The organism is Flavobacterium sp. Arc3 (genome assembly GCF_041431375.1).
Lineage (GTDB): Bacteria > Bacteroidota > Bacteroidia > Flavobacteriales > Flavobacteriaceae > Flavobacterium.
Window position 1 is genome coordinate 45,046 of sequence record NZ_JASMRI010000005.1, and the last position, 24,220, is coordinate 69,265.

Consider the following 24,220-nt stretch of genomic DNA (forward strand, 5'->3'; position numbering starts at 1 on the left):
TTTATATTATTCGATAAAAAGGAAATAGTACCTTTGCAAAAAAATTAAACATGTCAAACATATATATCGGTTACCATTTTACGGTTGAACCAAAAGAATTAGGGTCGGAAATATTGATCGCTGAACTGGGAGAAACTGCTTTTGAAAGTTTTACTGAAACAGAGACAGGAATTTCTGCCTTTGTACAAAAGGACTTATGGGACGAAACAATCCTAGAAAACATCCAAATATTACAATCAGAGGAATTTAAAATCGAATATACATTCGAAGAAATTGATCAGGTAAACTGGAATGAAGAATGGGAGAAAAATTTTGAAGCAATTGATGTAGAAGGAAATTGTCACGTACGTGCTCCTTTTCACCCTAAAACTGATGCTGAATTTGATATCTTGATTGAACCTAAAATGAGCTTTGGGACAGGGCATCACGAGACGACACACATGATGATTCAGCACTTGTTAGAGACAGAAGTTACAGGCATGAAGACATTGGATATGGGTTGTGGTACAGCTATTTTAGCTATTCTTGCAGAAATGAAAGGCGCTCAGCCAATTGATGCTATCGATATTGATAACTGGTGTTATTTGAATTCTATAGAAAATGCAGAACGCAATAATTGTGAACACATTACTGTCTATGAAGGAGACGCTTCTTTATTGAAAGGTCATAAATATGATTTAATTATTGCCAACATCAACAGAAATATTTTGTTAAATGATATGCAAAGCTACGTAGATTGCCTCAACCCAAAAGGAACCCTTCTTCTAAGCGGTTTCTACGAGCAAGATATCCCTTTTATTGATGCTTCTTGCACAGAAAGAGGATTAACTTATGTTAAAAAATTTGAAAGAAACAACTGGGTTTCATTAAAATACGTAAATTAGGAGCTAATTACAGTAATACAAAAACAACCATAAAAATCATTGGGAAGTAGTTTATAAAACTAATTCCCAATGAGGTGAGTTTGATGTAGGACAATCCTACTATATTTTTATCTAACCACCTAAATTCTTTAAAAATGAGTACAAAAGAAAAAGTAAGAGAGAAAGTTAGTGTAAAAGAAGTTACCTCTAAAAATAACGAAATCATCGTTTACAATGATGACGTCAACACTTTCGACCATGTAATCGACACCTTAGTGCGTGTTTGTGATCATACTCCTGAACAAGCGGAACAATGTTCCTTAATTGTACATTATAATGGAAAGTGTACCGTAAAAACGGGTCCACTTAGTAAGTTAAAGCCACAATGCACTGGATTGTTAGAAGCGGGTTTAAGTGCTGAGATTATTTAGATTACGTAAAGGAATAAAATTAATTCCTGTTCCATTTTTTTTTACAAATAATTCAAAAAACATTCTATTTTATTCTATATTTGGATAAAACAGAAGGCTTTTATGGAAGAATATGGTAAAATATTACTAATCGCAATGCCCCTTTTCTTTGTACTGATTGTCATAGAAAAAATTTACGGTACTTACAAAGGTGAAGACAACGTTCCTTTAATGGATAGTGTTTCTAGTATCAGTTCTGGAATTACAAATGCCGTAAAGGACGTATTGGGTCTTAGCATTACTTTTATTTCTTACGAGTGGATTGTTTCAAAAATCGCTATTTTCCATTTAGAAGCCAACATCCTTACTTATTTAGTTGCTTTTGTCATCATTGATTTTTACGGCTATTGGATCCACCGTATAGCACATCAAGTCAACTTTTTTTGGAACAAACATGCGATTCATCATAGCAGTGAAGAGTTTAATCTTGCTTGTGCTTTAAGGCAAACAGTTTCAAGTTTTGTAAATCTATTTACTTTTTTACTTATTCCTGCAGCTATTATAGGAGTTCCCACTACTGTAATTGTTATAACACTTCCTATTCAATTGTTTTTACAATTTTGGTACCATACCAAGCATATTAAAAAAATGGGCTTTTTAGAGTACATTCTCGTTACGCCTTCTCACCATAGGGTACATCACGCAATCAATCCAGAATATATCGACAAGAATCATTCTCAAATTTTTATTATTTGGGATAAATTATTTAATACGTTCCAAGAGGAACTGGAAGCTATTCCTCCCGTTTTTGGCATTACAAGACCCGCACAAACTTGGAACCCTATTCGCATTAACTTTCAACATTTAAGTCTGTTGATTTCTGATGCTTGGCGCTCACAGAACTGGAAAGATAAATTTACGATTTGGTTTAAACCCACAGGTTGGCGTCCTGAAAACTTTGAAGAAAAATACCCCGTCACTAAAATTACAAACGTTTATGCTTTTGATAAATATGGAACTAAAGCATCTTCTAAACTTATTTATTGGTCAATTGCACAAGTATTAATGACATTATTATTTGTCAGTTATCTTTTTAACAACATAGGTCAAATAGGATTACCTACTATTTTTATTTATGGATTATTTATATTCATAACAGTATATAGTTATACTGAATTAATGGATGAAAGCCGTTTCTCAGTGTATTGGGAAACAATTCGTTTTCTATTTGGTTTAGGTATTATTTACTATTTTGGAGATTGGTTTGGACTCAATTCTCTATTTGCAATGGGAAATTATATAGTTATCAGCTACCTTCTGCTTTCATTAGTAATATCTATTTATTTTGTAGCTTTAGAATTTAAAACAAAAAACACAGCACTTCTCACTGTCTAAAAATTGACCATGAAAAACACATTATTTTTAAAAAGTTATCTCATTGTAAGTGTTATCTATCTACTAATTATACTCTTAGGTTACGAGGATATTACTGGGTATATTAAACCCTTTTTGCTTCCCTTTTTATTAGTAGGCGTATATTTTCATCGTGATTTCCCTTCAAAGAAATACCTGTTAATAGCTTTAACCTTTTCTTGGATAGGTGACATTATACTTTTATTTGCTGATCGAGACGAAATGTATTTCATTGTTGGTTTAATTGCTTTCTTACTCTCTCACATTGCCTATATCCTTTTGTTCAACAAACAAATAAAACCCAAAAACACCAAAAGTAAAGCTGTTTTCTGGATGGGTGTTACAGCAATTATAATGTATCTAATTGTAATGATTGCTTTGCTACTGCCTAGCCTAGGTGATTTAACTATTCCTGTTTTTGTTTACGCATTGGTTATCTCAACAATGCTATTATTTGCTTTCAAAGGCTTTCTAATATGGCATGCTCCAGCAAAATGGTATATCCTGATAGGTGCAATTATTTTTATAAGTTCAGATAGTATTCTCGCCTTCAACAAGTTTTACAATCCATTAGTAATGAGCTCATTTCTTATTATGATAACTTATCTTGTTGCCCAGTATTTAATAGTATCTGGTATTTTAAAATTAAATCAAAAAAAATAGCATTCTCTATTTTTAGAAAATGCTATTTTTTAGTTTTTAAATTACGGCAATTAATGAGGCAATTTATCTTTCAAGACGCCATATAGATAAGTTCCTAACAGCGCACCAAAAAGAACAATACCAACACTCCAAAAGCCAGCACCTAACAAAATGAATATAGGACCTGGGCACGAGCCAACGAGAGCCCAACCCAATCCAAAAAATAATCCACCAACCCAATATCTTGTCGATCCTTGCTCTTTATCTTGGATTTCAATTGCTAAGCCTTTGATGTCTTTTATATTTCTTCTTTTTATCAACTGAATTCCAATGATTCCAGTACCAATTGCAGTCATAATGATTCCGTACATGTGGAATGACTGAAACTGAAACATTTCATAGATTCGATACCAAGAAACCGCCTCCGATTTTGTCAGTACAATTCCAAAAACTAAACCAACCAATAAATATTTTAATACTTTCATATTCTAGAAAATTAAGGGAAATAATAAATAGGCCATAATCAATCCTCCGATAAAGAATCCTATAACAGCCTTTAAAGATGGAATTTGCAAATTACTCAAACCAGAAATCGCGTGCCCCGAGGTGCATCCACCCGCATAGCGAGTTCCGAAACCAACTAAAACGCCACCTATTAACAAGATTAAAATATTTTTTGGAGAACTGAAAATATCAGGTCCAAAAAGGGCATCCGGCATCAATTTTCCGTTTGGAGCATCGATTCCTAATTTTGCCAATTGAGCAATAGTCTTTGGATTAATAGCAACATTTGAAGGATCACTCATAAACTGAACAGCTATAAATCCTCCCAGCATCGCACCTAAAACTACTACTAAGTTCCAACGCTGTGCTTTCCAATCGAAGTCAAAAAAAGCAACACGTTTACCTAATCCTGTCATAGAACATAAAGAGCGTAGATTAGAAGACATACCAAATGTTTTACCAAAATAAGTTAAGGAAAGCATTATCATGCCAATCAAAAAACCGGATACATACCACGGCCATGTTTGAAAAATAATATTCATCTTTTTTAATTAATTTTTTTGCAAAAGTAACGATTCTTACTTTTAAAGTAATCACTATTTGCAACACAATTATTTTTAGAGATTGGTTTCCTATATATTTGTATATTATAAACTATTAATTAAAAACAGATCAATAGTTTTTTTTTTCAACTGCATGGAGTCTCAAATAATTTTATATCATGAAAAAAACACTTTTTTTTATCTTCTTACTCGGCATGGCTGTTTCTTGCATAAGCACAAAATCTACTTTGCAAAATATAGATGACAATGCTCCTATTCCTCAGATTTCCAAGAATAATACTTTTGTGATTACTGAATACAGCAAAGACATAAAATATGGCTACAATAAGGACTACCCTATAAATATTTTTTATAGAAGTATTAAAGATGATTCTATAAATCAACAACGTTTTCTAAATGCATTAGCTGGGCCTAAAGGGGAGAAAATAACTTTTAAAAAAATAGAAAGCTGTTGTCCATTTCCTGCAAAAAGAAGTGAAATGGGTGCTGGATTTCTCGATGTATATGAAATAACATGGGATGGATTAAAGAAACCCCTCGTTCTATATATAAATATTTATGAAAAAGGAGCTATAATGGTACCTCTGGGTCTTAGTTTAAAGAAGTTTTAAATGCTGTAACTCTTGCCCTAGCCCTGATAGCAGCGGTATCCTTGCTGTTTTTTCTTTAAAAACAGAAAGATACAAGCGAATAGCAGGAATGGCTTCTTAAAAAAGAAATAAAATCTAAAATTAAGTTGCAAATCATAACTATCTTTGCACTTTCAAATATAACTATTATGAACATACAAGATATTCCTCAAATTAAACATACAGATAGCGGTAACTTTTTTTTACTTGCTGGGCCTTGCGCAATAGAAGGTGAAGAAATGGCTATGCGCATTGCTGAAAAATTGATTGGTATCACTGATAAATTACAGATTCCATACGTTTTTAAAGGTTCGTTTAAAAAAGCCAATCGTTCAAGAATTGACAGTTTCTCTGGAATAGGCGATGAAAAAGCGCTAAAAATACTAAGAAAGGTGTCGGAAACTTTTGGGGTTCCTACTGTAACTGATATTCATACGAATGAAGATGCAGATATGGCCGCTCAATATGTAGATGTCCTTCAGATTCCTGCTTTTTTGGTTCGTCAAACTGATTTAGTTGTGGCTGCAGCCAATACAGGAAAAGTGGTAAATTTAAAAAAGGGACAATTTATGAGTCCTGAGAGCATGAAACATGCCGTACAAAAGGTATTAGATTGTAACAATGGAAACGTAATGGTAACTGATCGTGGAACTATGTTTGGGTACCAAGACATGATTGTTGATTTCAGAGGAATTCCTACGATGCAACAATATGCAACTACCGTACTTGATGTAACACATTCATTGCAACAGCCTAATCAAACGGCAGGTGTTACAGGAGGAAGACCAGATATGATTGAGACAATTGCTAAGGCTGGAATCGCAGTAGGTGTTGATGGAATTTTTATTGAAACACATTTTGATCCGGCTAATGCTAAAAGTGATGGAGCAAATATGCTGCATTTGGATTATTTTGAGGCTTTAATGACTAAGCTTGTAGCGATTAGAAAAACGGTTAATTCATTTTAATTTTTTTTAGGGGTTAATAATAGAAGGAGTAAATAGTACTACTTTAATCAAACAAGAAATATAACTGAAGTAGCTTATAATTTCGAGAATTGCAAAATTATAAAGGAGATAGTCTTTTAGAGACAATCTCCTTTTTCTATTCTAAAAAGCAGTTCATATTGTAAATGACGATTCATTTGGGTAGTTTTAACCCTGTCTCTGTGATATATGATAATTTATAGTTACTTTAGTATTTCAGTTCTAAACTAGCCTTTACTAGCAAGAAGGCATTATTTTTTGAAGGAATGGGGGAAATGAAACGAACAGAAGCACATGTTGTAAATGATAATTATAGCAGTTTTGAAAACTTCGAAAAGTTTTTTGATTTGTCAGTAGATTTATTATGTGTAGCTGGGTATGATGGCTATTTGAAAAAGGTAAACCCAGCAGTGTCAAAATTACTGGGCTATTCTAATGAAGAATTACTGTCTAAGCCAATCAATGAGTTTGTTTATAATGAAGATAAAGGTAGTACCTCCAGCGCTCGAAATGACCTTAGAAATAAGATATCTTTAATTAATTTTGAAAACCGTTATGTAACTAAAAGTGGTGCTATTGTATGGCTTTTATGGACTTCGTTACCTATAGAAAGTGATCAAGTAATCTATGCGATTGCCAAAAACATAACGTATCGGAAAGAACTTGAAGAAGAACGGAATATACATCTAGCCAAACTCACAAAAATTAATCATGAGTTCAAGCAGCTGACCTATTCAACTGCACATGATATTAAGTCTCCAGTCAATAATATGCTTGCTGTTTTTGAGCTTTTAGACCTCTCTACAATTACAGATTCAGAAACGCTTGAGTTCATTACTATCTTAAAATCTTCGACAGAAGGTTTAAAACAAACCCTAAATGAATATATAGCTATTTTAAATAAAAAAAATGAAATAAATTCTAATCTTGAAGAACTAAGTTTTAATACTATTTCAAATGATGTATTACTTTCCATAAATTCAATTATCCATAATTCAAGTGCAATAATTAATGTTAATTTTTCAGAGCTTGAAACTATTGTTTTCAACAGAGGTTATTTGAAAAGTATCTTTCTGAATTTGCTAACCAATGCTATAAAATATTCAAAGCCTAATCTCGTACCTATTATTTCTATTTATTCAAGGGTTGTTAATGGAAATAAGCAATTAATTATAGCTGATAATGGAATTGGTTTTGATATGGATAAGGTCAAAGATAAAATTTTTGGTTTACATCAAAAATTCAATAATAATTTGGACAGTCACGGTATTGGCCTCTATTTAGTTTACAATCACATTACTAGCCTAGGAGGACAGATAGTAGTAGAAAGTAAAAAAAATCAAGGTGCTAAATTCATCATAACATTTAATAACTAAAATTAAAATGCGCGATTAAGTTAGCGTTTAATTATAAGAAGTGGAATGACAACACAATAGAAACAACTAATTGTTTAATTTTAAAATTCTTATGATAGAAATTCCGAAAACACCAACACAACTCTCTAAGAACGGTAAATTTTCAACACTTGAAATACTACAATATATCGTGTTTATTTGTTTTATACTTTATTACGGAAAAACACTTTTTATTCCTCTCAGTTTTTCTTTGTTGATTAGTTTTATTCTTTACCCGGTTTGTAAATGGATGGAAAGTAAAGGGTTCAATAAAATGGGTGCTATTCTTAGTTCTCTTTTAGTCGTTATCTCTTTTATTGCAATCATTGTCTATTTACTTATTCTACAAATTAATGAGTTTTCTAATGAATGGGGGCTACTCAGTAAAAAACTTTTGGAAACTTTAACCCAAATCAGTGTGTTCATTGCACAGCGATTTGAAATAACTACAGAAGAACAAATAGCATTTTTAAAAAATGCTGTTAATAATTCAGGGACACAAGCCTTTTCACTACTTCGAAACTCGTTATACTCACTCTCAGAATCCCTATTTTTTCTTTTAATAGTACCTGTTTTTTCGGCTCTAATTCTATATTATCGTCAGATATTAGCAAAAGTGTTGTATCAAATTTTTCCTGCTGACAGAAAAGAAACGGTACATGAAGTCTTGATTGAAACAATAAGTGCCTATTATAACTTTATAAAAGGAATGCTATTAGTTTATTTTATAGTTGGGCTTTTAAATAGTATTGGTCTTCTAATTGTTGGCGTTCCTCATCCATTTATGTTTGGTTTTATCGCTTCTATACTCACTTTTATCCCCTATATTGGAATCATGATATCCTCTCTTTTACCCATTGCGGTTTCTTGGATAACCTTTAATTCGATTTGGTATCCAGTAGGTGTTATCGTGGTTTTTTCAATTGTCCAAGCTTTAGAAGCGTACGTAATATTTCCTTTAGCAGTGGGCCGCAGATTAAAAATCAATACTTTAGTTATAATCATAATGATTACTGCAGGAGGAATTTTATGGGGCGCTGCAGGAATGATTTTGTTCATACCATTCGCAAGTATCGCAAAACTTATTGCTGATCGTACTGACAGTTTAAAGACCTTATCCATCTTATTAGGGGAAGGCGAAGATGAAGGACAAACTAAAACAGAGCCCTAGTTTTATCAACATTCCAATATGTCTAATTCAGGTATTTTATAAGTAAGTACTCTTTCTACAAAAATTACTACTTAACCAAAATAACAAAGCCACAAGAATATCACTTGTGGCTTTTATATCAATAACAGTAATGTTACTTATTTTAATATTCCGTTCTGATCAATTAAATACATCAATGATGCCATAGTAGCAGCTCCCAACTCTAACTCTCTCTTATCAACCGCATCAAATTTATCATTTGCAGCATGGTGGTAGTCAAAATAGCGTTGTGAATCTGGTTTTAGACCTGCTTTTACAATGTTTTTTGAAGTTAATGGACCAATATCTGAACCACTGTGACCTTCTACAAAACTGTGTATTAAATAAGGTTCAAATAACTTTGAAAAGTTACTTATTTTTTGAAAATTAGCTTCATTACATTCTAGTGAAAATCCTCTTGGACTAAACCCTCCTGAGTCGCTTTCTAAAGCAAATATGTGGTTTTCATTATTAGCTTGAGCTAATTCCTCGTACTTCTTACCACCTCTTAAACCATTCTCTTCATTCATAAAAAGAACAACTCTAATAGTATTCTTGGGTTTGTATCCTATATTTTTAAAAATATTCACCACTTCCATACTTTGCACTACTCCTGCCCCATCGTCATGAGAACCATCAGCCAGATCCCAAGAATCTAAGTGCCCACCTACAACCATTATATTATCTGGATTTTCCGATCCCTTTAATTCTCCAATAACATTATACGATAATACATCGTCAAATTGCTGACATGATTGCTTGAAATAGAAAGTCAGTTTAGGATTGTTTTTTAAACTCTTACTCAATAGCTCAGCCCCATTTGTACTAATTGCTGCAGTAGGAATGTATTGGGATTTAGGAAGATCACCATAACTTTGTGCTCCAGTATGAGGAAAATCATCTAACCTTAAATTCATCGAACGAATAATTGTTCCAACAGCTCCTAGCTCTGCTGCTTTTTGTGCACCAACATATCTTTGATCTACCGCTCCTGAATAAGCGTGAAAAGACTCGATTTGCTCATTCTCCATTGGACGATTATAGAAAACAATTTTGCCTTTAATTATATCTTTTCCTAATGCAGTTAGCTCTTCAAAGCTTTTGACTTCAACTACTTCGGCTGTCAAACCGTTTTTGGCTGTGGAGATTGATCCACCTAAAGCACAAATAGGAACTGTGATTTTATTGCTTTTATCAAGAATATAAGCCGTTTCTTTTTCTCCTCGCACCCATTTTGGCACCATTACTTCTTGTAAATACACACGGTCAAAACCTAGCTTTTCCATTTCAGCTTTTGTATATACAACTGCTTTCTCCGCTCCTACTGATCCTGATAAACGGGCACCAATTTTATTAGATAAATCATCAAGCCAAGCATAGCATTTAGAATTAGTCAGTGCTGACTTGTATACTTCTTTAAGAACTTGTTCGTCATTTTTTTGTGCAAAAAGTGCAAATCCGTTAAAAAGGACTAGCGCTAAAACAGTAGTTTTTTTCATTTTTTATTGTGGTTAGTTTCTATTCTGATTTTTTAATTTCTGTTCGCGGTCCGATTCCGTTATTATTAAAAGCTTCAATCTGAAAATAATAAGCATCCGATCGATCTAAACCATTAAAATAATATTCGTTTTTTCCGTAAACCATTATAGAACCGTACATTTTATCAGGAGATTTACCAAAATAGATTACATAACCATCAGCTAATGGATTTTGTTGCCATTTAAACCAAACATTACGTCTTTCTCCTTTTTTAAGCGGTTCTGAACGTAAAGGAACAAAATTATTGACACTATTGGGAATTTTTCCGCTTCCTTTTCCAAATATTCTGAAACCTGAAAGTGCAAATTTACCTGTAGGCATTCCTTTATTTTCAATTTTTACATAACGTGCTGAAACCCCTTTTTCAAGCTCAATATAATCATGTGGTACATCTTTTTTATTTTGGCTTTTATCAACAAGAATCTTCCAGTCTTTACTATTATCTGAATAATACACAACATATTGATGGCCTGATGTCGTTTCTGGTTTCCCCATTAAGCTAACATCCTGATCTGCATAATTAATTTGGATTGCTTGAATCGTACTCTTTTCTCCTAAATCAGAAATCAACCACTCTCCTTTTTCTCCTGATTTTGCTGACCAATAGGTTTTTATATCTTCATTCACCGCATTATTAGCTTGATAGCCTCCTAAAGTTGAAGAAACTTGAACCGGTTTGTTGTAATTTAATAACATCCAGCCTGAGAAATTATCCCTTAGATGGTTTTTATTTTGCGAAGGCAAAAAAGTTGGATAGTCACCGTATGCAGTATTAGAGTATAAAATTCCGTCTTTATCAAAACCTGCAGGCCAAATTCCGATACGTCTTTCAAAATTGTTTTTAGTACCAATAACAATTGTAGACACATGCCAGAAAGCCTCTTTATCATCTTGATAGGTTGCTCCATGCCCTGCTCCTCTTGCAAATCCTCCTGGTTTATAGGAAAAAGGATTGTGAGACTGGTATTCAAAAGGACCAAGTGGCTTGTCACTAACATAAACACCATCACCATAACCGCTAAACTCAGTTCCGGGACCTCCATATTGCAAATAATATTTATTATTGTATTTGGTCATAAATGCTCCTTCCATAAAGGGCTGCATAAAAGTATTGTCATTATTTTCACCAAAGCGTTCCCAACCGTGTTCTTCATCATTAAGCGCTATTAAAGGAGTTACATCCCCTTCTGGTTGAAACGTTTTTCTATTTAATTTTACACCATATAAAGGATATAAATTACTAGAACCGTAGTACTCATAAATTTCATCTTTTTCCTTGTCCCAAAAGATTGATGGGTCCCAGGCTGCTGTTTCTGATTTATGAACCAATTCTTTCCACTCATTAGTAGAAGGATTTGTACTCATCCAGATTGGGAATTCCTTACCATGAGTGGAGCCTACAACTAACAACGTATCATTTACAAATGATAATGAGGGTGCACATAGTTCATCGTAAACGTCATGCTCTGGTCTAAGAAATTTTCTAGAGATGAATTTCCAGTCTAGCATATCCTTACTATGCCAATATCCCCATTGATTCGTAGAAAAAAGGTAATACTCTCCTTTAAAAAAAGTAATCACTGGGTCAGCAGTAGCGCGGTGTTTTCCCTGCGTTACAAAATTAGGAATTGGACAATAACCATAATCAATATTGATTGGGTTACAATAGGTTTTTTGCTGGGCTTCAGCCTGAACCGAAAAAAATAATAAGCCTATAAATAGTAATTTGAAAATGATGTTTCTCTTTTTTTTCATAATTAAAGTGTTTTTTTTATTCGAAATTACAACCTAGATTCTTTACAAAAGTTCAAAAAAAATCCCGCAAGAAGTATAGTACTTGCAGGATTACATAAATTAGTATTTACTTCTAAAAAGAATTTCAAACTGGTTTCAATTTCTTTTTACAAGTTAAATTATACTATTTAACTGGTTCGAAACTAATTGCTGTTCCTCCTCCTCGTGCCAAGTTCAAATTGATTTTTGATTTGCTTGTTACTATAATCGTTTTAATTTTATAAGCGATCGGATTTTTTTGCCAATCTGCATTTTCTGCATCTTCATAGATGATGGCTTTATACTTTTGACCTTTTGTCAAGAAATCCAATTTAATTTCAGATTTCCTTGCATTTTCATCAGTAATTGCTCCTAGGAACCAAGATTCTGAACCTTTGGCTTTTCTAACAACGGTTAAATAATCACCTGGCTCTGCTTCAAGGTACTTACTTTTATCCCAATCTACAGCGACATCTTTAATAAACTGAAAAGCATCACTATACTTTTCATAGTTTTCAGGTAAATCAGCGGCCATTTGTAATGGAGAATACATCGTTACATACAAAGCCAACTGTTTAGCTAAAGTAGTGTGAACCTGCTCTGTCTTCGTTTTATCGTAATAACTCATTTTAATTTCGAAAATCCCTGGCGCATAATCCATAGGTCCTCCTAATTGTCTTGTAAACGGCAAAATGGTTTCATGCATAGGTGGATTTCCCACACTCCAAGCATTGAATTCATTTCCACGAGCGGCTTCGGCAGCGATGTAGTTTGGATATGTTCTGCTATAACCTGTAGGCCTTGACGATTCATGAGAGTTTACCATTAACTTATAATCTGCAGCACGTCTGGCAACAAAATTAAAGTGATTCACCATAGTTTGGCCATCGTGAAACTCGCCACGAGGAATAATTTTCCCTACGTAACCGGTTTTCGTCGCTGGATAACCATACTTTACCATGTTTTCAAAATTACGGTCAAGGTGCCGTTCAAAATTAGCAACAGATCCTGATGTTTCATTATGCATGATAATCTTCACTCCTTTTGATTTGGCGTAAGCCGAAAGAGCAGCGATATCAAAATCTGGGTAAGGAGTAACAAAGTCAAAAACTTCTTCTTTCCAATTCCCGAACCAGTCTTCCCAACCTACATTCCAACCTTCAACTAAAACTCCATCAAAACCATTCTTGGCAGCAAAGTCAATATACCTTTTCGTGTTTTCTGTTGTTGCGCCGTGCTTTCCTGATGGGATTAAATCTTGTGTTAATGAGTTTTGTGCATTTTGAGAACCCGCAAAATCCCATGTTGATTTCCCTACGTGCATTTCCCACCAGATTCCAACATATTTCATTGGTTTAATCCATGAAGTATCTTCAATTTTAGAAGGTTCATTCAAATTCAAAATCATTTTAGAACTTACAATGTCCCTCGCATCATCACTTATCATAATTGTTCTCCAAGGCGATACGCAAGGCGCTTGCAAATAGGCCTTATCACCTATTGCATTAGGTACTAATTGCGCATTTAAATGGTAGTTATTCACATCAACATTCAAATGCATTACTGGATAGTTTACTACGGCGGCTTCAAAAATATTAACGTATAAACCAGCTGCTGATTTCATCATTAGTGGTGATTGAACAATGTATTTTCCAGGAATTGATTTGACGCCAATTCCATTATTCATATCAATTTTTGAGTTGTCAATCTCTGACAGTTTTGTCTCATTGTACTCATATTCATTGCTATCAAAATCGCCAGGAATCCAGAATGTTTTATAATTATCTGTTAAGTTAAACTGCGTCACTTCCTCAGAAATAATAAAATAATTCAGTTCTGATTGTTTAGGAAAATCATATCTAAAAGCAACACCTTCATCAAAAACTCTAAAAATGATATTCATTTTCACGTTAGTTTCATTTTGAATAAGTGAAATCTTTAATTCGTTATAATGATTAATAATAGAAGATTGCTCGCCTAGCACTGGTTTCCAAGTTTCATTAAAAGACGTGTTTTCACTTCCTAATAACTTAAAATTAGCGTCTAGAGCTGCCTTTTCTTTCAATTTAATTCCCATTGCACTCTCTAATACAACAGCTTTGGTTTTATAATTAACGGCATAACTAGGTTGCCCATTTGCTGTCAACTTAAAGTCTAATGTAATCTTTTTAGAAGGCGAAGCTACACTTTGCGCTTGAAGCGTGCTCAAGGCTAAAAATAGAATAGCTGATAAAAAATGTTTCATGTATGTATTGTTTTTGTTTTTAGTGAAGCTAAAATAGTAAAATCAGAACTAGTATCCTTTCGGCTTCCATTAATTATATACTACTTTTAAAAAAGCCCTTCGATAGAATTTCTACCGAAAGGCAAACCAAGTTAAAATAAAAACCAAACTATTTACTCAACTCAAAATTAACTTTATTTTCTATGTCAGAGCTTCCACCAATGAAAGCTTCAAATTGTCCTGCTTCAGCAACAAATTCCAAATCAGAATTATAAAATTTCAAATCTTCAACGGAAATTTCAAATGTCACTGTTTGTTTCTCCCCTTTTTTAAGGGCTATTTTTTGAAATCCTTTTAACTCTTTTACTGGTCTTGTAACAGAACCAACTACATCTCTTAAATACAATTGAACGACTTCTTTTCCGTCATAATTTCCAGTATTCGTGACATCAACACTAACATTAATCTTGTCATTGAAATTCATCTTATCAGAAGAAATTTTAAAATTAGAATAGCCAAATGTGGTGTAACTCAATCCAAAACCAAAAGGATATAAAGGTTCGTTTCTCTCATCGATATAATTCGACTTGAATTTTTCGAAGTTTCCTTCTTTATTACCAAGTGGTCTACCTGTATTTTTATGACTGTAATAAATAGGCACTTGGCCTACACTTCTAGGAAAAGTCGTTGTCAATTTTCCAGAAGGATTCTCATCACCAAATAAAACATCAGCAATTGCGGTTCCTGCTTCACTACCCGCAAACCAAGTATTCAAAATAGCTGGTACTGTTTCATTTTCCTGCACTAAAACTAGAGGACGCCCCGTAAATAAAACTAGTACAACCGGTTTCCCTGTTTTTAATAATTCCTGTAATAGATCTTTTTGTGCATGTGGAATTTCAATATTTGTTCTGCTGCTGCTTTCTCCACTCATCTCTGCAGATTCGCCAAGAGCTGCTACAATTACATCTGATTGATTCGCAATTTTTAAAGCTTCAGCTAATAATGCCTCTTTTGTTCTATCATCACGATGTAATGTTTTTCCGAACATAGTTGCTTTTTCTTCAAAAGCAGCAGCATAATCAAGGTTACTTCCTTTGGCGTAAAGCACATTTGCATTAGCTGCAACTTCTTTAATTCCTGCAATTAGCGAAATGGATTTATCCATATTTGTAGCCACACTCCAAGTTCCAGCCATATTTTCTTTGGCATCAGCCAAGGGTCCGATAACTGCAATCGTTCCTGATTTTTTTAAAGGCAATAACTGCTTTTCATTTTTAAGTAGAACTAAAGATTGCGATGCTATTTCTCTGGCTTCCAATCGATTTGAACTAGTGAAAATTTCATTTTTAGCTCTTTTTACATCACAATATTTATAAGGATCTTGAAATAAACCTAAGTCATATTTAGCATTTAAAATAAGACGAACCGCATTATCGATTTGCTCCATAGTCACTTTATTTTCTGCCAAAGATTTCTTCAATGTAGTCAAGAAACCTTCTCCTACCATATCCATTTCAATTCCGGCATTTAACGCTAAAGCAGATACCGTTTGTAAATCGCCCATTCCATGAGCCATCATTTCAGGAATTCCTGTATAATCAGTTACCACAAAACCTTTAAAACCCCATTGATTTCTCAATACCTCTGTCATTAACCACTTGTTTCCCGTTGCAGGAATTCCGTCAACTTCATTAAAAGAGGCCATCACTGAACCAGCACCTGCATCAATAGCGGCTTTGTAAGGAGGAAAATAATCATTGTACATTTTTATTCTACTCATATCTACGGTATTGTAATCACGACCAGCTTCTGCCGCACCATACAACGCAAAATGTTTTACACAGGATAAAATAGAGTTGTTTTTTGAAAGATCATCTTGCTGGTAACCGTTGACCATTGCTTTTGCAATTTGGCTACCTAAATAAGCATCTTCACCAGATCCTTCAGAAACTCTTCCCCAACGTGGGTCACGAGAAATATCCACCATTGGCGAAAATGTCCAGTTGATTCCATCAGCGCTGGCTTCTTGAGCTGCAATTTGCGCGCTACGCTCAATCAATTTCATATCCCAAGTACAAGAAAGTCCCAGCGGTATAGGGAAAGTTGTTTCATAACCATGAATTACATCCATCCCAAAAAGCAATGGAATTTTCAGGCGGCTTTTTTCAACAGCAATCTTCTGTACTTCTCTAATTTTTTCAGCCGACTTGATATTAAATAAACCACCTACTTTTCCTTCTTCTATATTTTTAGCCACATTAGAACTATTACCCGCCCCAGTAGTTATATCACCAGAAGTAGGTAAATTTAATTGACCTATTTTTTCATCCAAAGTCATCTTTGCTATTAAATCAGCAACAAACTCGGTTTTTGGTTGGATCGTAACTGATTTTTTTGCTCCCTTTTTTTGGCTGTAGCCAAAAACAGAAAAACAAAAAAGTACTATAATTAATTTGTTATTCATTTCTTGTTATTTTTTAATTTGTTGGAACATCCAATCATAAATTTCTTTGTTATCATATACTCGTGTCCAACTATCATGATTTGCATCGTCAAAAATGGTCAGTTCAATATTACTATTGCAAGGTTTAAGTTTTTTGTAAATAGAAATCGAATAATTAACATCTACAACATCATCTACTAAACCATGAAAAATTCTAATGGGAATAGATGCTATTTTACAGTTTTCGATCATTGGAACACGATCTACGAAACCTGCGATAGGCACTAAAGCAGCAAACATTTCAGGGTGTGCAAAAGCTAAATTCCACGCTCCCCAGCCTCCCATACTTAGTCCCGTTAGATAAATTCTGTTGGGATCAATATTGTTCTCTTTTTGAATTTTTAAAATCAATTGGTACAATACTTCCGAATCCCAATATTCATTTTCTGGACATTGAGGAGCTAGGACATAAGCGTCCAGTTCATTTGTCTTTAAATACTTAAAAGGGCCATGTACTTTTACTTTCTCTATATCAGTCCCTTTTTCACCAGAACCATGGAGAAAAATAATCAGTGGTTTCATTTCTTTACTACTTTTAGGTACATGCAATGCATAATTTAGTTCGTGAGTAGTAACGGTTTCTGTTTTAATTTTCCCTGTAATATCCTTTTGAGCATTGGAGCATACTGTTATTATTAAAAACAGAAAAAGAATAGTTTTTTTCATATCAAAAGCTTTTATATTTAATCTGTAATTTTTCTTAAAATCCATATTTCCCCGAATGGAATCCAAGCTTTATTAGTCCTTGCTTTACTTCTGGAGCATTCATAAAAAGTTTCCATAGTAATCCTGTGCGATAGTTTTCTAACATAACGACTTCCGGACCTTGATCGATAGCCAAATAGCGCTGAGCTGTCCAATTATCATGTATACTATGTGCATCGTAAAAACCTGCAACACCCCAAACATCCGACTTATAATTCTCATACAAATTTCGCATAAGCGCTATTGATTCTGCCGGAGTATAAACTACCGAGCTAATTGCAGCTGTTGGAGAAATAACTCCTTTATCATTACTTGGCATATGTGCATCATACCCTACTCCTCCGTCGCTATTTCTAGAATAAGAAGCTGTCAATCCCCAGTAATTAGCACCATATCCTTTGTAGCCAAATGGATTTTCTACACAATGCAAATAATTGATTTTTGTTTGATTTAAATTTAAATCCCAATAATTAGCGTACTGATCAGTCAACTGATTCGGATCTAAACCTAGATAGGAATAATGCGCCCAGAATAAAGGTCCTCCGAATTCTTGAGCACCATTATGTTTTAAAATTAGAGGTAAATCATATTTTTTATTAGAAGATACTATCGCGCCATTTCTTGCCCATCCTTCGTGGTAGGCTTTTGCATCTATAGTATGTGTAGGTGAGGCTGCTGCCATTACATAAGTAATTAAGCATTCATTGTAACCTTCTAATGGAAAATTCATTTGCCAATCGTAAGTAGGCGACCAATGCCAGTATAATTTATTTTGATTATTAGTATACCATTGCCAGTCCACACCTTTCCATAATTGATCAAATTTTTGACCTACTGCCTTTTCTTCAGCAGTTCCTTCTTTGAAGTATTCTCTAACTGTTATCATCCCTGCCACTAAAAAAGAAGTTTCTACTAGATCTCCTCCATTATCCTTAGTACCAAAAGGAATTACTTTTCCTGTAGTTCCGTCGATCCAATGTGGCCAAGCACCATGAAAGCGATCAGCCTTTTCTAAAAAATCAGCAATCTTACTTAGTCTTTGTACTCCTTCTTCTCTTGTGATATATCCACGAGACATTCCTGAGACTAAACTCATTAAACCAAAACCTGATCCCCCAGTAGTAACTATATTTTGTTCAAAAGAAGGATTGGCTGGAATATAACGCTCTCTTGCCATTCCAGAATCGGATTGCGCATAAGTCCAAAAATAGGCGAAAGTCTGTTTTTGTACCAATTCTACAAGTTCGTCATTAGAGATTTTTTCCGTAACAGGAACTGGATTAGTAGGCACATCCTCTGATGTTGTTTGTTGCGTTTTTGATGATGAATCACAACTTACAGCCAATATGATTAGTAGTAATACTGCAATATTTTTCATTTTTGTAATTTAAAAATTAAGCCAAATACCCCTTTATCACAATATAAATATTGCAATTCTAGAATCGCATTAGACATATATTATTTAGAAATAAACTTTATTTAAAAGTATAAACAAGTCTATTAATCCTATGAAAAAAAAGCTTGTTATAGCATGAACTATAACAAGCTTATGTGCATTATTTTTTTTTAGTAAATAAAGTAGTTACTTCTGCATTGCTAAGTGGAGTATTGTATAATCTAAAATTATCAAGAGCTCCACTCCATGAGTTCATCCAGCCTTCGTCTGGATTTCCAGAACCACCTAATCTAAAACCATTAATTTTGGAAACATTAAATTTTATCGGCCCATGATTAGCCCAAGTATTTGTTCCCTTCGCAACACCATCAATATAAAAAGTCATTACAGAAGAGGCTTGGTCATAAACAAAAGCTAAATGATGCCATTGATTATCAAATATTACCGCAGTACCTGGAACACCTACCCATTCGAACCAATGATCACCTGTACCTTGTTCGTCTACAAATATTTTAACAACAGCATTAGTTGCGCTTCCCTCAAATAATCCAAACATAGATGCTTTAGCCCAGTTATCACTTGTTAAAGCAAAAGCAAATTCAGTTTGAGTTGGCACTCCATGTTTAGACCAGAATGCAACAGTCATACTTGATGCTGTTACAGCAAAATCATTAGCAGAAGGATAAGCAATGAACTTTTTTGGAATTCCTCCTTTTACACCTTTCCCAGAGATGCCCTCTGTAGCAGTTAATGGATTATCAGTTGGAAATTTTGCTCTAATATTATCAACAGCAAATTTTAACGGATCAGTAGTTGTATCGTCAAAAGGAACATAAAATTTTAATGGCCCTCCTACAGCATTAACATCCTGAGGATAATTTCCTAATTCAGGCCTGTCCATTTCTTGACAACTGAACAGTACTGTTGCAGCTGCAACTGCAAAAGTGATTTTTTTAATAAAATGAATATGTATTTTCATAATTACTATTTTTTAAATAATTGAAATTAATAGTTTGGGTTTTGAAGTAAAACACCTTGTGCTTGATCAATAGCAGTTTGTGGTATTGGATACAAAGCATTTTTAGTTTGATATCCTAAACCTCCTAATACTGCTGGAGCATCACCCCAACGAACTAAATCATAAAAGCGTTCATTTTCCATCCCAAATTCCACTCTTCTCTCTTGCTTGATAGTTGCTAAAGTTGCAACCACATTTGGAAGGACATTTGCACCACCTCTTGCTCTTGCTCTCACTTGATTCAAATATCCAGTTGCCGAAGCATTTCCTGTTTGAACAGCCGCTTCAGCAGCCATTAAAAGAACATCAGCATATCTAATTATTTTGATGTTTTCCCAAGTATTTTGTTTTAGTCCTAACTTTGCTCTTACACTAGCCTCGGTATATGCTTTTTTATTCCAATACATTTGATCTAACGGTGGAGCTGCTGGTAAAGTACCACTTCCATAACCACCATCATCTTGACCTGAAGTCAAAATAGTTTCCCCTTTTCTAGGATCGCCAACTTCAAAAGCATTGATTAAAGCGGGAGTAGGAACATTAAAGCCCCAACCTAAATCCCAAACTCCTGAACCTCTCACTCCTTGCGAAACAAAATAATTATTTGAAAAACTTTGTCCCGTTGAGATAACCAATTGCTGAACTTCAAAAACAGATTCTTTTGAATTATTACCATCAATGGAGAATAATGTCTTATAAGATGGTTCTAAATTATATACTCCTGAAGTTATGATTTCTTGACTTTTTGCCAAAGAAGCAGGATAATTCCCTTGATATAAATACAGTTTTGCAAGCATAGCATTTGCAAAACCTTTAGTCGCTCTACCTGGAAAAGACAACCAGCTCGCAGGTAGTGTTTGGCTAGCAAACTCTAAATCCGCTTTGATGAATGCATCAACTTGCGCAACAGTAGATTTTGCTTTAACCCCATCAGAAGGAACTACAACTTTGTTTTCGATCAAAGGAACTTCGCCATAATCTCTTCTTAAATCAAAATACAAAAATGCTCTTAGTACTTTAGCTTCTGCTTTATTAACCATTGTACCATTATCAGTCAAACCTGATTTTTCAATTGCATCAATCAAATCATTACAGGCATAAATCACTTTATAGTGGTCATTCCAGTTATTTCCGTTTAAAAAAGATGTTTTTGAATAATTAAAATTGTCAAACGAGTTTGCTTGTTCGGCTTGATCAGTAGGAGAACTTCCTTTGGCTGCATCATCGGAACGAATACATTGAAACCAATATCTCGTCCAGTCAGAGACGGCCGTAGTTCGAAGTTGTCCATATAATCCAAATGCTTGAGCTTCGAATCCTCCAGCACTTAAATCTCCATCAACTGCTGTCCCTAAAGGCTTAGTATCTAAATCCGTACATGAAGAAAAGGATGTTAAAATAAGTATTGCAAATAATGAATACTTAATTCGTAATGAAATATATTTCATATCTTAAATTTTTAATTTTATTAAAATGTAGCACTAAAACCTATGCTTGTTATTACAGGTAAAGGATATCCTCCGTTATCAATACTAAACTCAATAGGAGATCCACCTGCTTCAGGAGTGAAACCTGAATTGTGTTTCCAAGTATGTAAATTTTGAGCATTTAAGAACAGTTTCATACTTTGAAAAGTAATGTTTTGTGCACTAAACGGTTTAAAGTTGTAGGCCAATTGTACATTTCTAATTCTGATATAACTACCGTCTTCCACGTTATAAGTAGAATTTAATTTGTTATAACCAGAAGCTTCAGATAATCTTGGCTCCCAATTTGAAGTTCCAGCTCCAGTCCATCTGTCTTGTCTCGCTTCTCTATAGTTGAATTGAGCAAAAGTACTTCCGTTACCCCAGTTTCTCCATACTTCATTTCCATAAACTCCTTGCAAATCAATAGCTAATGAAAATTTATCATAGTTTACGCTTGTGCTAAAACCATAAGTAAAGTCTGGTGTAGGATTTCCAATTACCTTTCTATCATCAGTATTAATCGTTCCATCACCGTTAACATCTTTATATTTAAAATCACCAGGGCCATAACTTCCTAAGGTACTAACAGGTGAAGATAAAACATCAGCATAAGATTGGTATATTCCCTCCACTTCATATCCGTAGAATGAACCTATAGGATTACCTGCACTTGTACGAGTTGGACCTGAAAAGATTTCATATCCAGGTTCAAAAACTGAATTAACTCTGTTGTTAAGAGTAGTCAAGTTTCCGCTAATAGAATAAGAGAATTTATCTGAAATTTTTTCATCCCAAGATGTAGAAAATTCAAAACCTTTATTTTCAATTTCACCAGCATTTGTATAGAAATTTTCGTTTCCTTGCGTAACAAAAACCAATAAATCTTTGGTAGTTTTATTGTAATAAGTAGCATCAAACCTTAAACGATCTTTAAAAGTAGTTAATTCAAAACCTCCTTCATAAGACGTTACTGTTTCCCATTTTAAATTGTCAGTATTTCTATAAGCCAAGACAAAAGCAGGTACCAAAGTAGAACCAAATACTGCTGATGCACCGGTAGTATAATTAGGCAAATAAGGATAATGAACCGCGTTATATTGATTTCCTAGTTCTCCATAAGAACCTTTAATTTTTAGAGAATTAATACCGCTGTCTTCCATGAATTTTTCTTTTCCTAATTCCCATGCTGCACCTATAGACCAGAAGTTTTGATCTCTAGTATCTTTAGGCAATTCAGAAGAAGAATCTCTTCTAAAAGATCCATTTACGATATATTTTCCTTTGTAATTATATAAGGCACGAAATAAAGTAGAAGTAGTTGCTCTTTCCCATTGCTCAGAATTTGAAACCCTTGTAGCTTGATCTCCGTAAGGAAATACATTTAAATACCACCATCTAGAATCATTTGGTATCGGCTCTCCACCTATTTTTTGATTTACAGAACCACTGATACTTTCTAAATATTCTTGAAAAGAATTGTAACCCGCTAAAAATGTTAAACTATGATCTCCAAATTTTTTATTATACGTTAATAAATAATCTTGTTGGAAATTTTGGACAGTTGTGTTGTATTGTGACACGCTAGTCAAAGTTCTACCAGAATAAGGTGTAACTTGATTACTTTCAGCAGCAAATACATCAACTAATGGCACATAACTTCTTCCCTTTCTAATATCCATATCCCCTGAATATCCAATTCTAAAAGTAAAGTCTTTTAATAATTTTAATTCTCCATATACATTACCTACAAATCTATATTGATTATTAATCTTTGTATCAGACTCTTCATTAACTGGAATCAAAGGATTTCCAATTTGTGCCCCTCCAATTTGAACTGGCAATTGATTATAAACACCATCTGCGTTGTAAGGACTAACAATAGGAGTTGCATTCAATGCCGAACCAAAACTATTACCAACAGGTAGTTTTGATTTTATTCCATTTAATCCTATTCCAAATTTTAATTTATCAGAAACCTTAATCTCGTCATTTACATTAAAGGTGATTTTTTGCAAATTTTCATTGCGAATAACACCTTCTTCTTTTAAAAACCCAAAGCCTAAACTTAACTTATTATTGTCAGTAGCGCTTTGAATACTTAGATTAGAATTTTGTACAATAGCTCCTTTATTCTCTATTTGGTTAATCCAATCTGTATCACCATTAAATAAATTATAATATGCATAAGGAGCAGCACCATCGTTTACTCTTTGTTCATCATACAATTCTCTAAATAGTGCTGCATTAGCAACTTTTGGTTTACCTACAATACTTTTAACTCCTGTAGAAGTGTTAAAGTTGATGCTCATTTTTCCCGCTTTACCTTGCTTTGTTGAAACAAGAATAACACCATTAGCACCTCTTACTCCAAAAATAGCTAAAGAGGAAGGGTCTTTTAGAATTTCAATCGACTCGATGTCATTAGAATTGATATAGCTAATATCAGTACTAAAAATTCCATCAACAACATACAAAGGTTTTGTCTGATTACGACTTACGGTACCACGTATACGAATGTCTGGTTCTTGTCCCGGTCTACCAGAGTTAACCACTGATAATCCTGCAACCTTACCTTGTAAGGAGGCAACTGGATTAGCATTAGGTTTATCAGCTACTGTTTTACCTTCAATTTTTACAATAGAGCCCGTTAAATCTCTCTTTTTTGCGCTACCATAACCGATAACTACAATTTCATCTAATTGCATACTCTTTGAAACTTGCATCGTTAGTACCATAGACGTAGTTTTAGCCCCTACAGTTAAAGTTTCAAAACCAATCATTGAAATTTTTAGTAACTCACCGCTTTTAGCGTTGATACTAAAATTCCCGTCAAAATCAGTATCAGTATTGGTATTTGAATCAAGAGCGATAATTATTGCTCCCGGAATTCCCAAACCCTCTTTATCCAATACTTTTCCTTTTATTACTTGCGCTGACATATATGCAGGAAGTAGAATGAGTGCTAAAAAGCCAAATATAAAATTTCTCATGTATTAA

Annotated in this window: 19 protein-coding genes; 8 read left to right on the forward strand and 11 right to left on the reverse strand. The window is 33.9% G+C overall.

The window, feature by feature from the left end; translation table 11 throughout:
• Nucleotides 1–50: 50 nt before the first annotated feature.
• From prmA to QO200_RS04825, 4 genes are all read left to right on the forward strand, one after another.
• Nucleotides 51–884 carry a 50S ribosomal protein L11 methyltransferase gene (prmA, locus tag QO200_RS04810; protein WP_371537044.1) on the forward strand — a complete coding sequence of 278 codons (834 nt, stop codon included), beginning with the start codon at nt 51–53 and terminating at the stop codon, nt 882–884.
• Nucleotides 885–1,018: 134 nt separating this feature from the next.
• On the forward strand, nt 1,019–1,294 hold the full coding sequence (locus tag QO200_RS04815; RefSeq protein ID WP_371537046.1) for an ATP-dependent Clp protease adaptor ClpS: 276 nt from the start codon (nt 1,019–1,021) through the stop codon (nt 1,292–1,294).
• Nucleotides 1,295–1,396: 102 nt separating this feature from the next.
• Complete coding sequence (locus tag QO200_RS04820) at nt 1,397–2,668, forward strand: sterol desaturase family protein (RefSeq protein ID WP_371537048.1); 1,272 nt, start codon at nt 1,397–1,399, stop codon at nt 2,666–2,668.
• Between the two features lie 9 nt (nt 2,669–2,677).
• Nucleotides 2,678–3,349, forward strand: a complete 672-nt coding sequence (locus QO200_RS04825) for a lysoplasmalogenase (RefSeq protein ID WP_371537051.1) — start codon at nt 2,678–2,680, stop codon at nt 3,347–3,349.
• 50 nt (nt 3,350–3,399) lie between these two features.
• On the opposite strand, the gene QO200_RS04830 is transcribed toward QO200_RS04825, so the two are convergent.
• The gene (locus QO200_RS04830; RefSeq protein WP_371537053.1) at nt 3,400–3,813 is read right to left on the reverse strand and encodes a DUF6691 family protein; all 414 of its coding nucleotides are present in this window, start codon (nt 3,811–3,813) and stop codon (nt 3,400–3,402) included.
• A 3-nt stretch (nt 3,814–3,816) separates the two neighbouring features.
• Complete coding sequence (locus QO200_RS04835; RefSeq protein ID WP_371537056.1) at nt 3,817–4,374, reverse strand: YeeE/YedE family protein; 558 nt, start codon at nt 4,372–4,374, stop codon at nt 3,817–3,819.
• A 179-nt stretch (nt 4,375–4,553) separates the two neighbouring features.
• Between QO200_RS04835 and QO200_RS04840 the strand changes: the two genes are divergently transcribed.
• From QO200_RS04840 to QO200_RS04855, 4 genes are all read left to right on the forward strand, one after another.
• Nucleotides 4,554–5,006 (forward strand): 2-dehydro-3-deoxyphosphooctonate aldolase, encoded by a 453-nt coding sequence (locus QO200_RS04840; RefSeq protein WP_371537059.1) that lies wholly within the window; start codon nt 4,554–4,556, stop codon nt 5,004–5,006.
• A 167-nt stretch (nt 5,007–5,173) separates the two neighbouring features.
• A complete protein-coding gene (gene kdsA, locus QO200_RS04845; RefSeq protein ID WP_371537061.1) occupies nt 5,174–5,992 on the forward strand; it encodes a 3-deoxy-8-phosphooctulonate synthase in 819 nt (272 codons plus the stop codon).
• A gap of 293 nt (nt 5,993–6,285) precedes the next feature.
• Nucleotides 6,286–7,386, forward strand: coding sequence for a PAS domain S-box protein (locus QO200_RS04850; protein ID WP_371537064.1), 1,101 nt, complete (start codon nt 6,286–6,288; stop codon nt 7,384–7,386).
• Between the two features lie 91 nt (nt 7,387–7,477).
• Nucleotides 7,478–8,575, forward strand: a complete 1,098-nt coding sequence (locus QO200_RS04855) for an AI-2E family transporter (RefSeq protein WP_371537066.1) — start codon at nt 7,478–7,480, stop codon at nt 8,573–8,575.
• A gap of 137 nt (nt 8,576–8,712) precedes the next feature.
• On the opposite strand, the gene QO200_RS04860 is transcribed toward QO200_RS04855, so the two are convergent.
• The 9 genes from QO200_RS04860 to QO200_RS04900 form a co-directional block, all read right to left on the reverse strand.
• Complete coding sequence (locus QO200_RS04860) at nt 8,713–10,092, reverse strand: M28 family peptidase (protein ID WP_371537069.1); 1,380 nt, start codon at nt 10,090–10,092, stop codon at nt 8,713–8,715.
• 19 nt (nt 10,093–10,111) lie between these two features.
• Nucleotides 10,112–11,887, reverse strand: a complete 1,776-nt coding sequence (locus QO200_RS04865) for a discoidin domain-containing protein (RefSeq protein ID WP_371537072.1) — start codon at nt 11,885–11,887, stop codon at nt 10,112–10,114.
• A 163-nt stretch (nt 11,888–12,050) separates the two neighbouring features.
• Nucleotides 12,051–14,150, reverse strand: a complete 2,100-nt coding sequence (locus QO200_RS04870) for a glycoside hydrolase family 97 protein (RefSeq protein ID WP_371537075.1) — start codon at nt 14,148–14,150, stop codon at nt 12,051–12,053.
• Nucleotides 14,151–14,298: 148 nt separating this feature from the next.
• On the reverse strand, nt 14,299–16,596 hold the full coding sequence (gene bglX / locus QO200_RS04875; protein ID WP_371537078.1) for a beta-glucosidase BglX: 2,298 nt from the start codon (nt 16,594–16,596) through the stop codon (nt 14,299–14,301).
• A gap of 6 nt (nt 16,597–16,602) precedes the next feature.
• Nucleotides 16,603–17,301: a prolyl oligopeptidase family serine peptidase gene (locus tag QO200_RS04880; protein ID WP_371537081.1), complete on the reverse strand. Its 699-nt coding sequence runs from the start codon at nt 17,299–17,301 to the stop codon at nt 16,603–16,605.
• 34 nt (nt 17,302–17,335) lie between these two features.
• Complete coding sequence (locus QO200_RS04885) at nt 17,336–18,718, reverse strand: glucoamylase family protein (protein WP_371537084.1); 1,383 nt, start codon at nt 18,716–18,718, stop codon at nt 17,336–17,338.
• A 178-nt stretch (nt 18,719–18,896) separates the two neighbouring features.
• Nucleotides 18,897–19,715 (reverse strand): LamG domain-containing protein, encoded by an 819-nt coding sequence (locus QO200_RS04890; protein WP_371537086.1) that lies wholly within the window; start codon nt 19,713–19,715, stop codon nt 18,897–18,899.
• A gap of 26 nt (nt 19,716–19,741) precedes the next feature.
• The gene (locus QO200_RS04895) at nt 19,742–21,202 is read right to left on the reverse strand and encodes a RagB/SusD family nutrient uptake outer membrane protein (protein ID WP_371537089.1); all 1,461 of its coding nucleotides are present in this window, start codon (nt 21,200–21,202) and stop codon (nt 19,742–19,744) included.
• 20 nt (nt 21,203–21,222) lie between these two features.
• A complete protein-coding gene (locus tag QO200_RS04900; protein ID WP_371537092.1) occupies nt 21,223–24,213 on the reverse strand; it encodes a SusC/RagA family TonB-linked outer membrane protein in 2,991 nt (996 codons plus the stop codon).
• Nucleotides 24,214–24,220: the final 7 nt, after the last annotated feature.

Bases quoted from the DNA above. Each gene is read 5' to 3' on its own strand.
- QO200_RS04825 (WP_371537051.1), top strand. From the start codon at position 2,678: ATGAAAAACACATTATTTTTAAAAAGTTATCTCATTGTAAGTGTTATC.
- kdsA (WP_371537061.1), top strand. From the start codon at position 5,174: ATGAACATACAAGATATTCCTCAAATTAAACATACAGATAGCGGTAAC.
- bglX (WP_371537078.1), bottom strand. From the start codon at position 16,596: ATGAATAACAAATTAATTATAGTACTTTTTTGTTTTTCTGTTTTTGGC.
- QO200_RS04850 (WP_371537064.1), top strand. From the start codon at position 6,286: ATGAAACGAACAGAAGCACATGTTGTAAATGATAATTATAGCAGTTTT.
- QO200_RS04890 (WP_371537086.1), bottom strand. From the start codon at position 19,715: ATGAAAATACATATTCATTTTATTAAAAAAATCACTTTTGCAGTTGCA.
- QO200_RS04865 (WP_371537072.1), bottom strand. From the start codon at position 11,887: ATGAAAAAAAAGAGAAACATCATTTTCAAATTACTATTTATAGGCTTA.
- QO200_RS04880 (WP_371537081.1), bottom strand. From the start codon at position 17,301: ATGAAAAAAACTATTCTTTTTCTGTTTTTAATAATAACAGTATGCTCC.
- QO200_RS04840 (WP_371537059.1), top strand. From the start codon at position 4,554: ATGAAAAAAACACTTTTTTTTATCTTCTTACTCGGCATGGCTGTTTCT.
- QO200_RS04900 (WP_371537092.1), bottom strand. From the start codon at position 24,213: ATGAGAAATTTTATATTTGGCTTTTTAGCACTCATTCTACTTCCTGCA.
- QO200_RS04835 (WP_371537056.1), bottom strand. From the start codon at position 4,374: ATGAATATTATTTTTCAAACATGGCCGTGGTATGTATCCGGTTTTTTG.
- QO200_RS04860 (WP_371537069.1), bottom strand. From the start codon at position 10,092: ATGAAAAAAACTACTGTTTTAGCGCTAGTCCTTTTTAACGGATTTGCA.
- QO200_RS04870 (WP_371537075.1), bottom strand. From the start codon at position 14,150: ATGAAACATTTTTTATCAGCTATTCTATTTTTAGCCTTGAGCACGCTT.
- QO200_RS04885 (WP_371537084.1), bottom strand. From the start codon at position 18,718: ATGAAAAATATTGCAGTATTACTACTAATCATATTGGCTGTAAGTTGT.
- QO200_RS04895 (WP_371537089.1), bottom strand. From the start codon at position 21,202: ATGAAATATATTTCATTACGAATTAAGTATTCATTATTTGCAATACTT.
- QO200_RS04855 (WP_371537066.1), top strand. From the start codon at position 7,478: ATGATAGAAATTCCGAAAACACCAACACAACTCTCTAAGAACGGTAAA.
- QO200_RS04820 (WP_371537048.1), top strand. From the start codon at position 1,397: ATGGAAGAATATGGTAAAATATTACTAATCGCAATGCCCCTTTTCTTT.
- QO200_RS04815 (WP_371537046.1), top strand. From the start codon at position 1,019: ATGAGTACAAAAGAAAAAGTAAGAGAGAAAGTTAGTGTAAAAGAAGTT.
- prmA (WP_371537044.1), top strand. From the start codon at position 51: ATGTCAAACATATATATCGGTTACCATTTTACGGTTGAACCAAAAGAA.
- QO200_RS04830 (WP_371537053.1), bottom strand. From the start codon at position 3,813: ATGAAAGTATTAAAATATTTATTGGTTGGTTTAGTTTTTGGAATTGTA.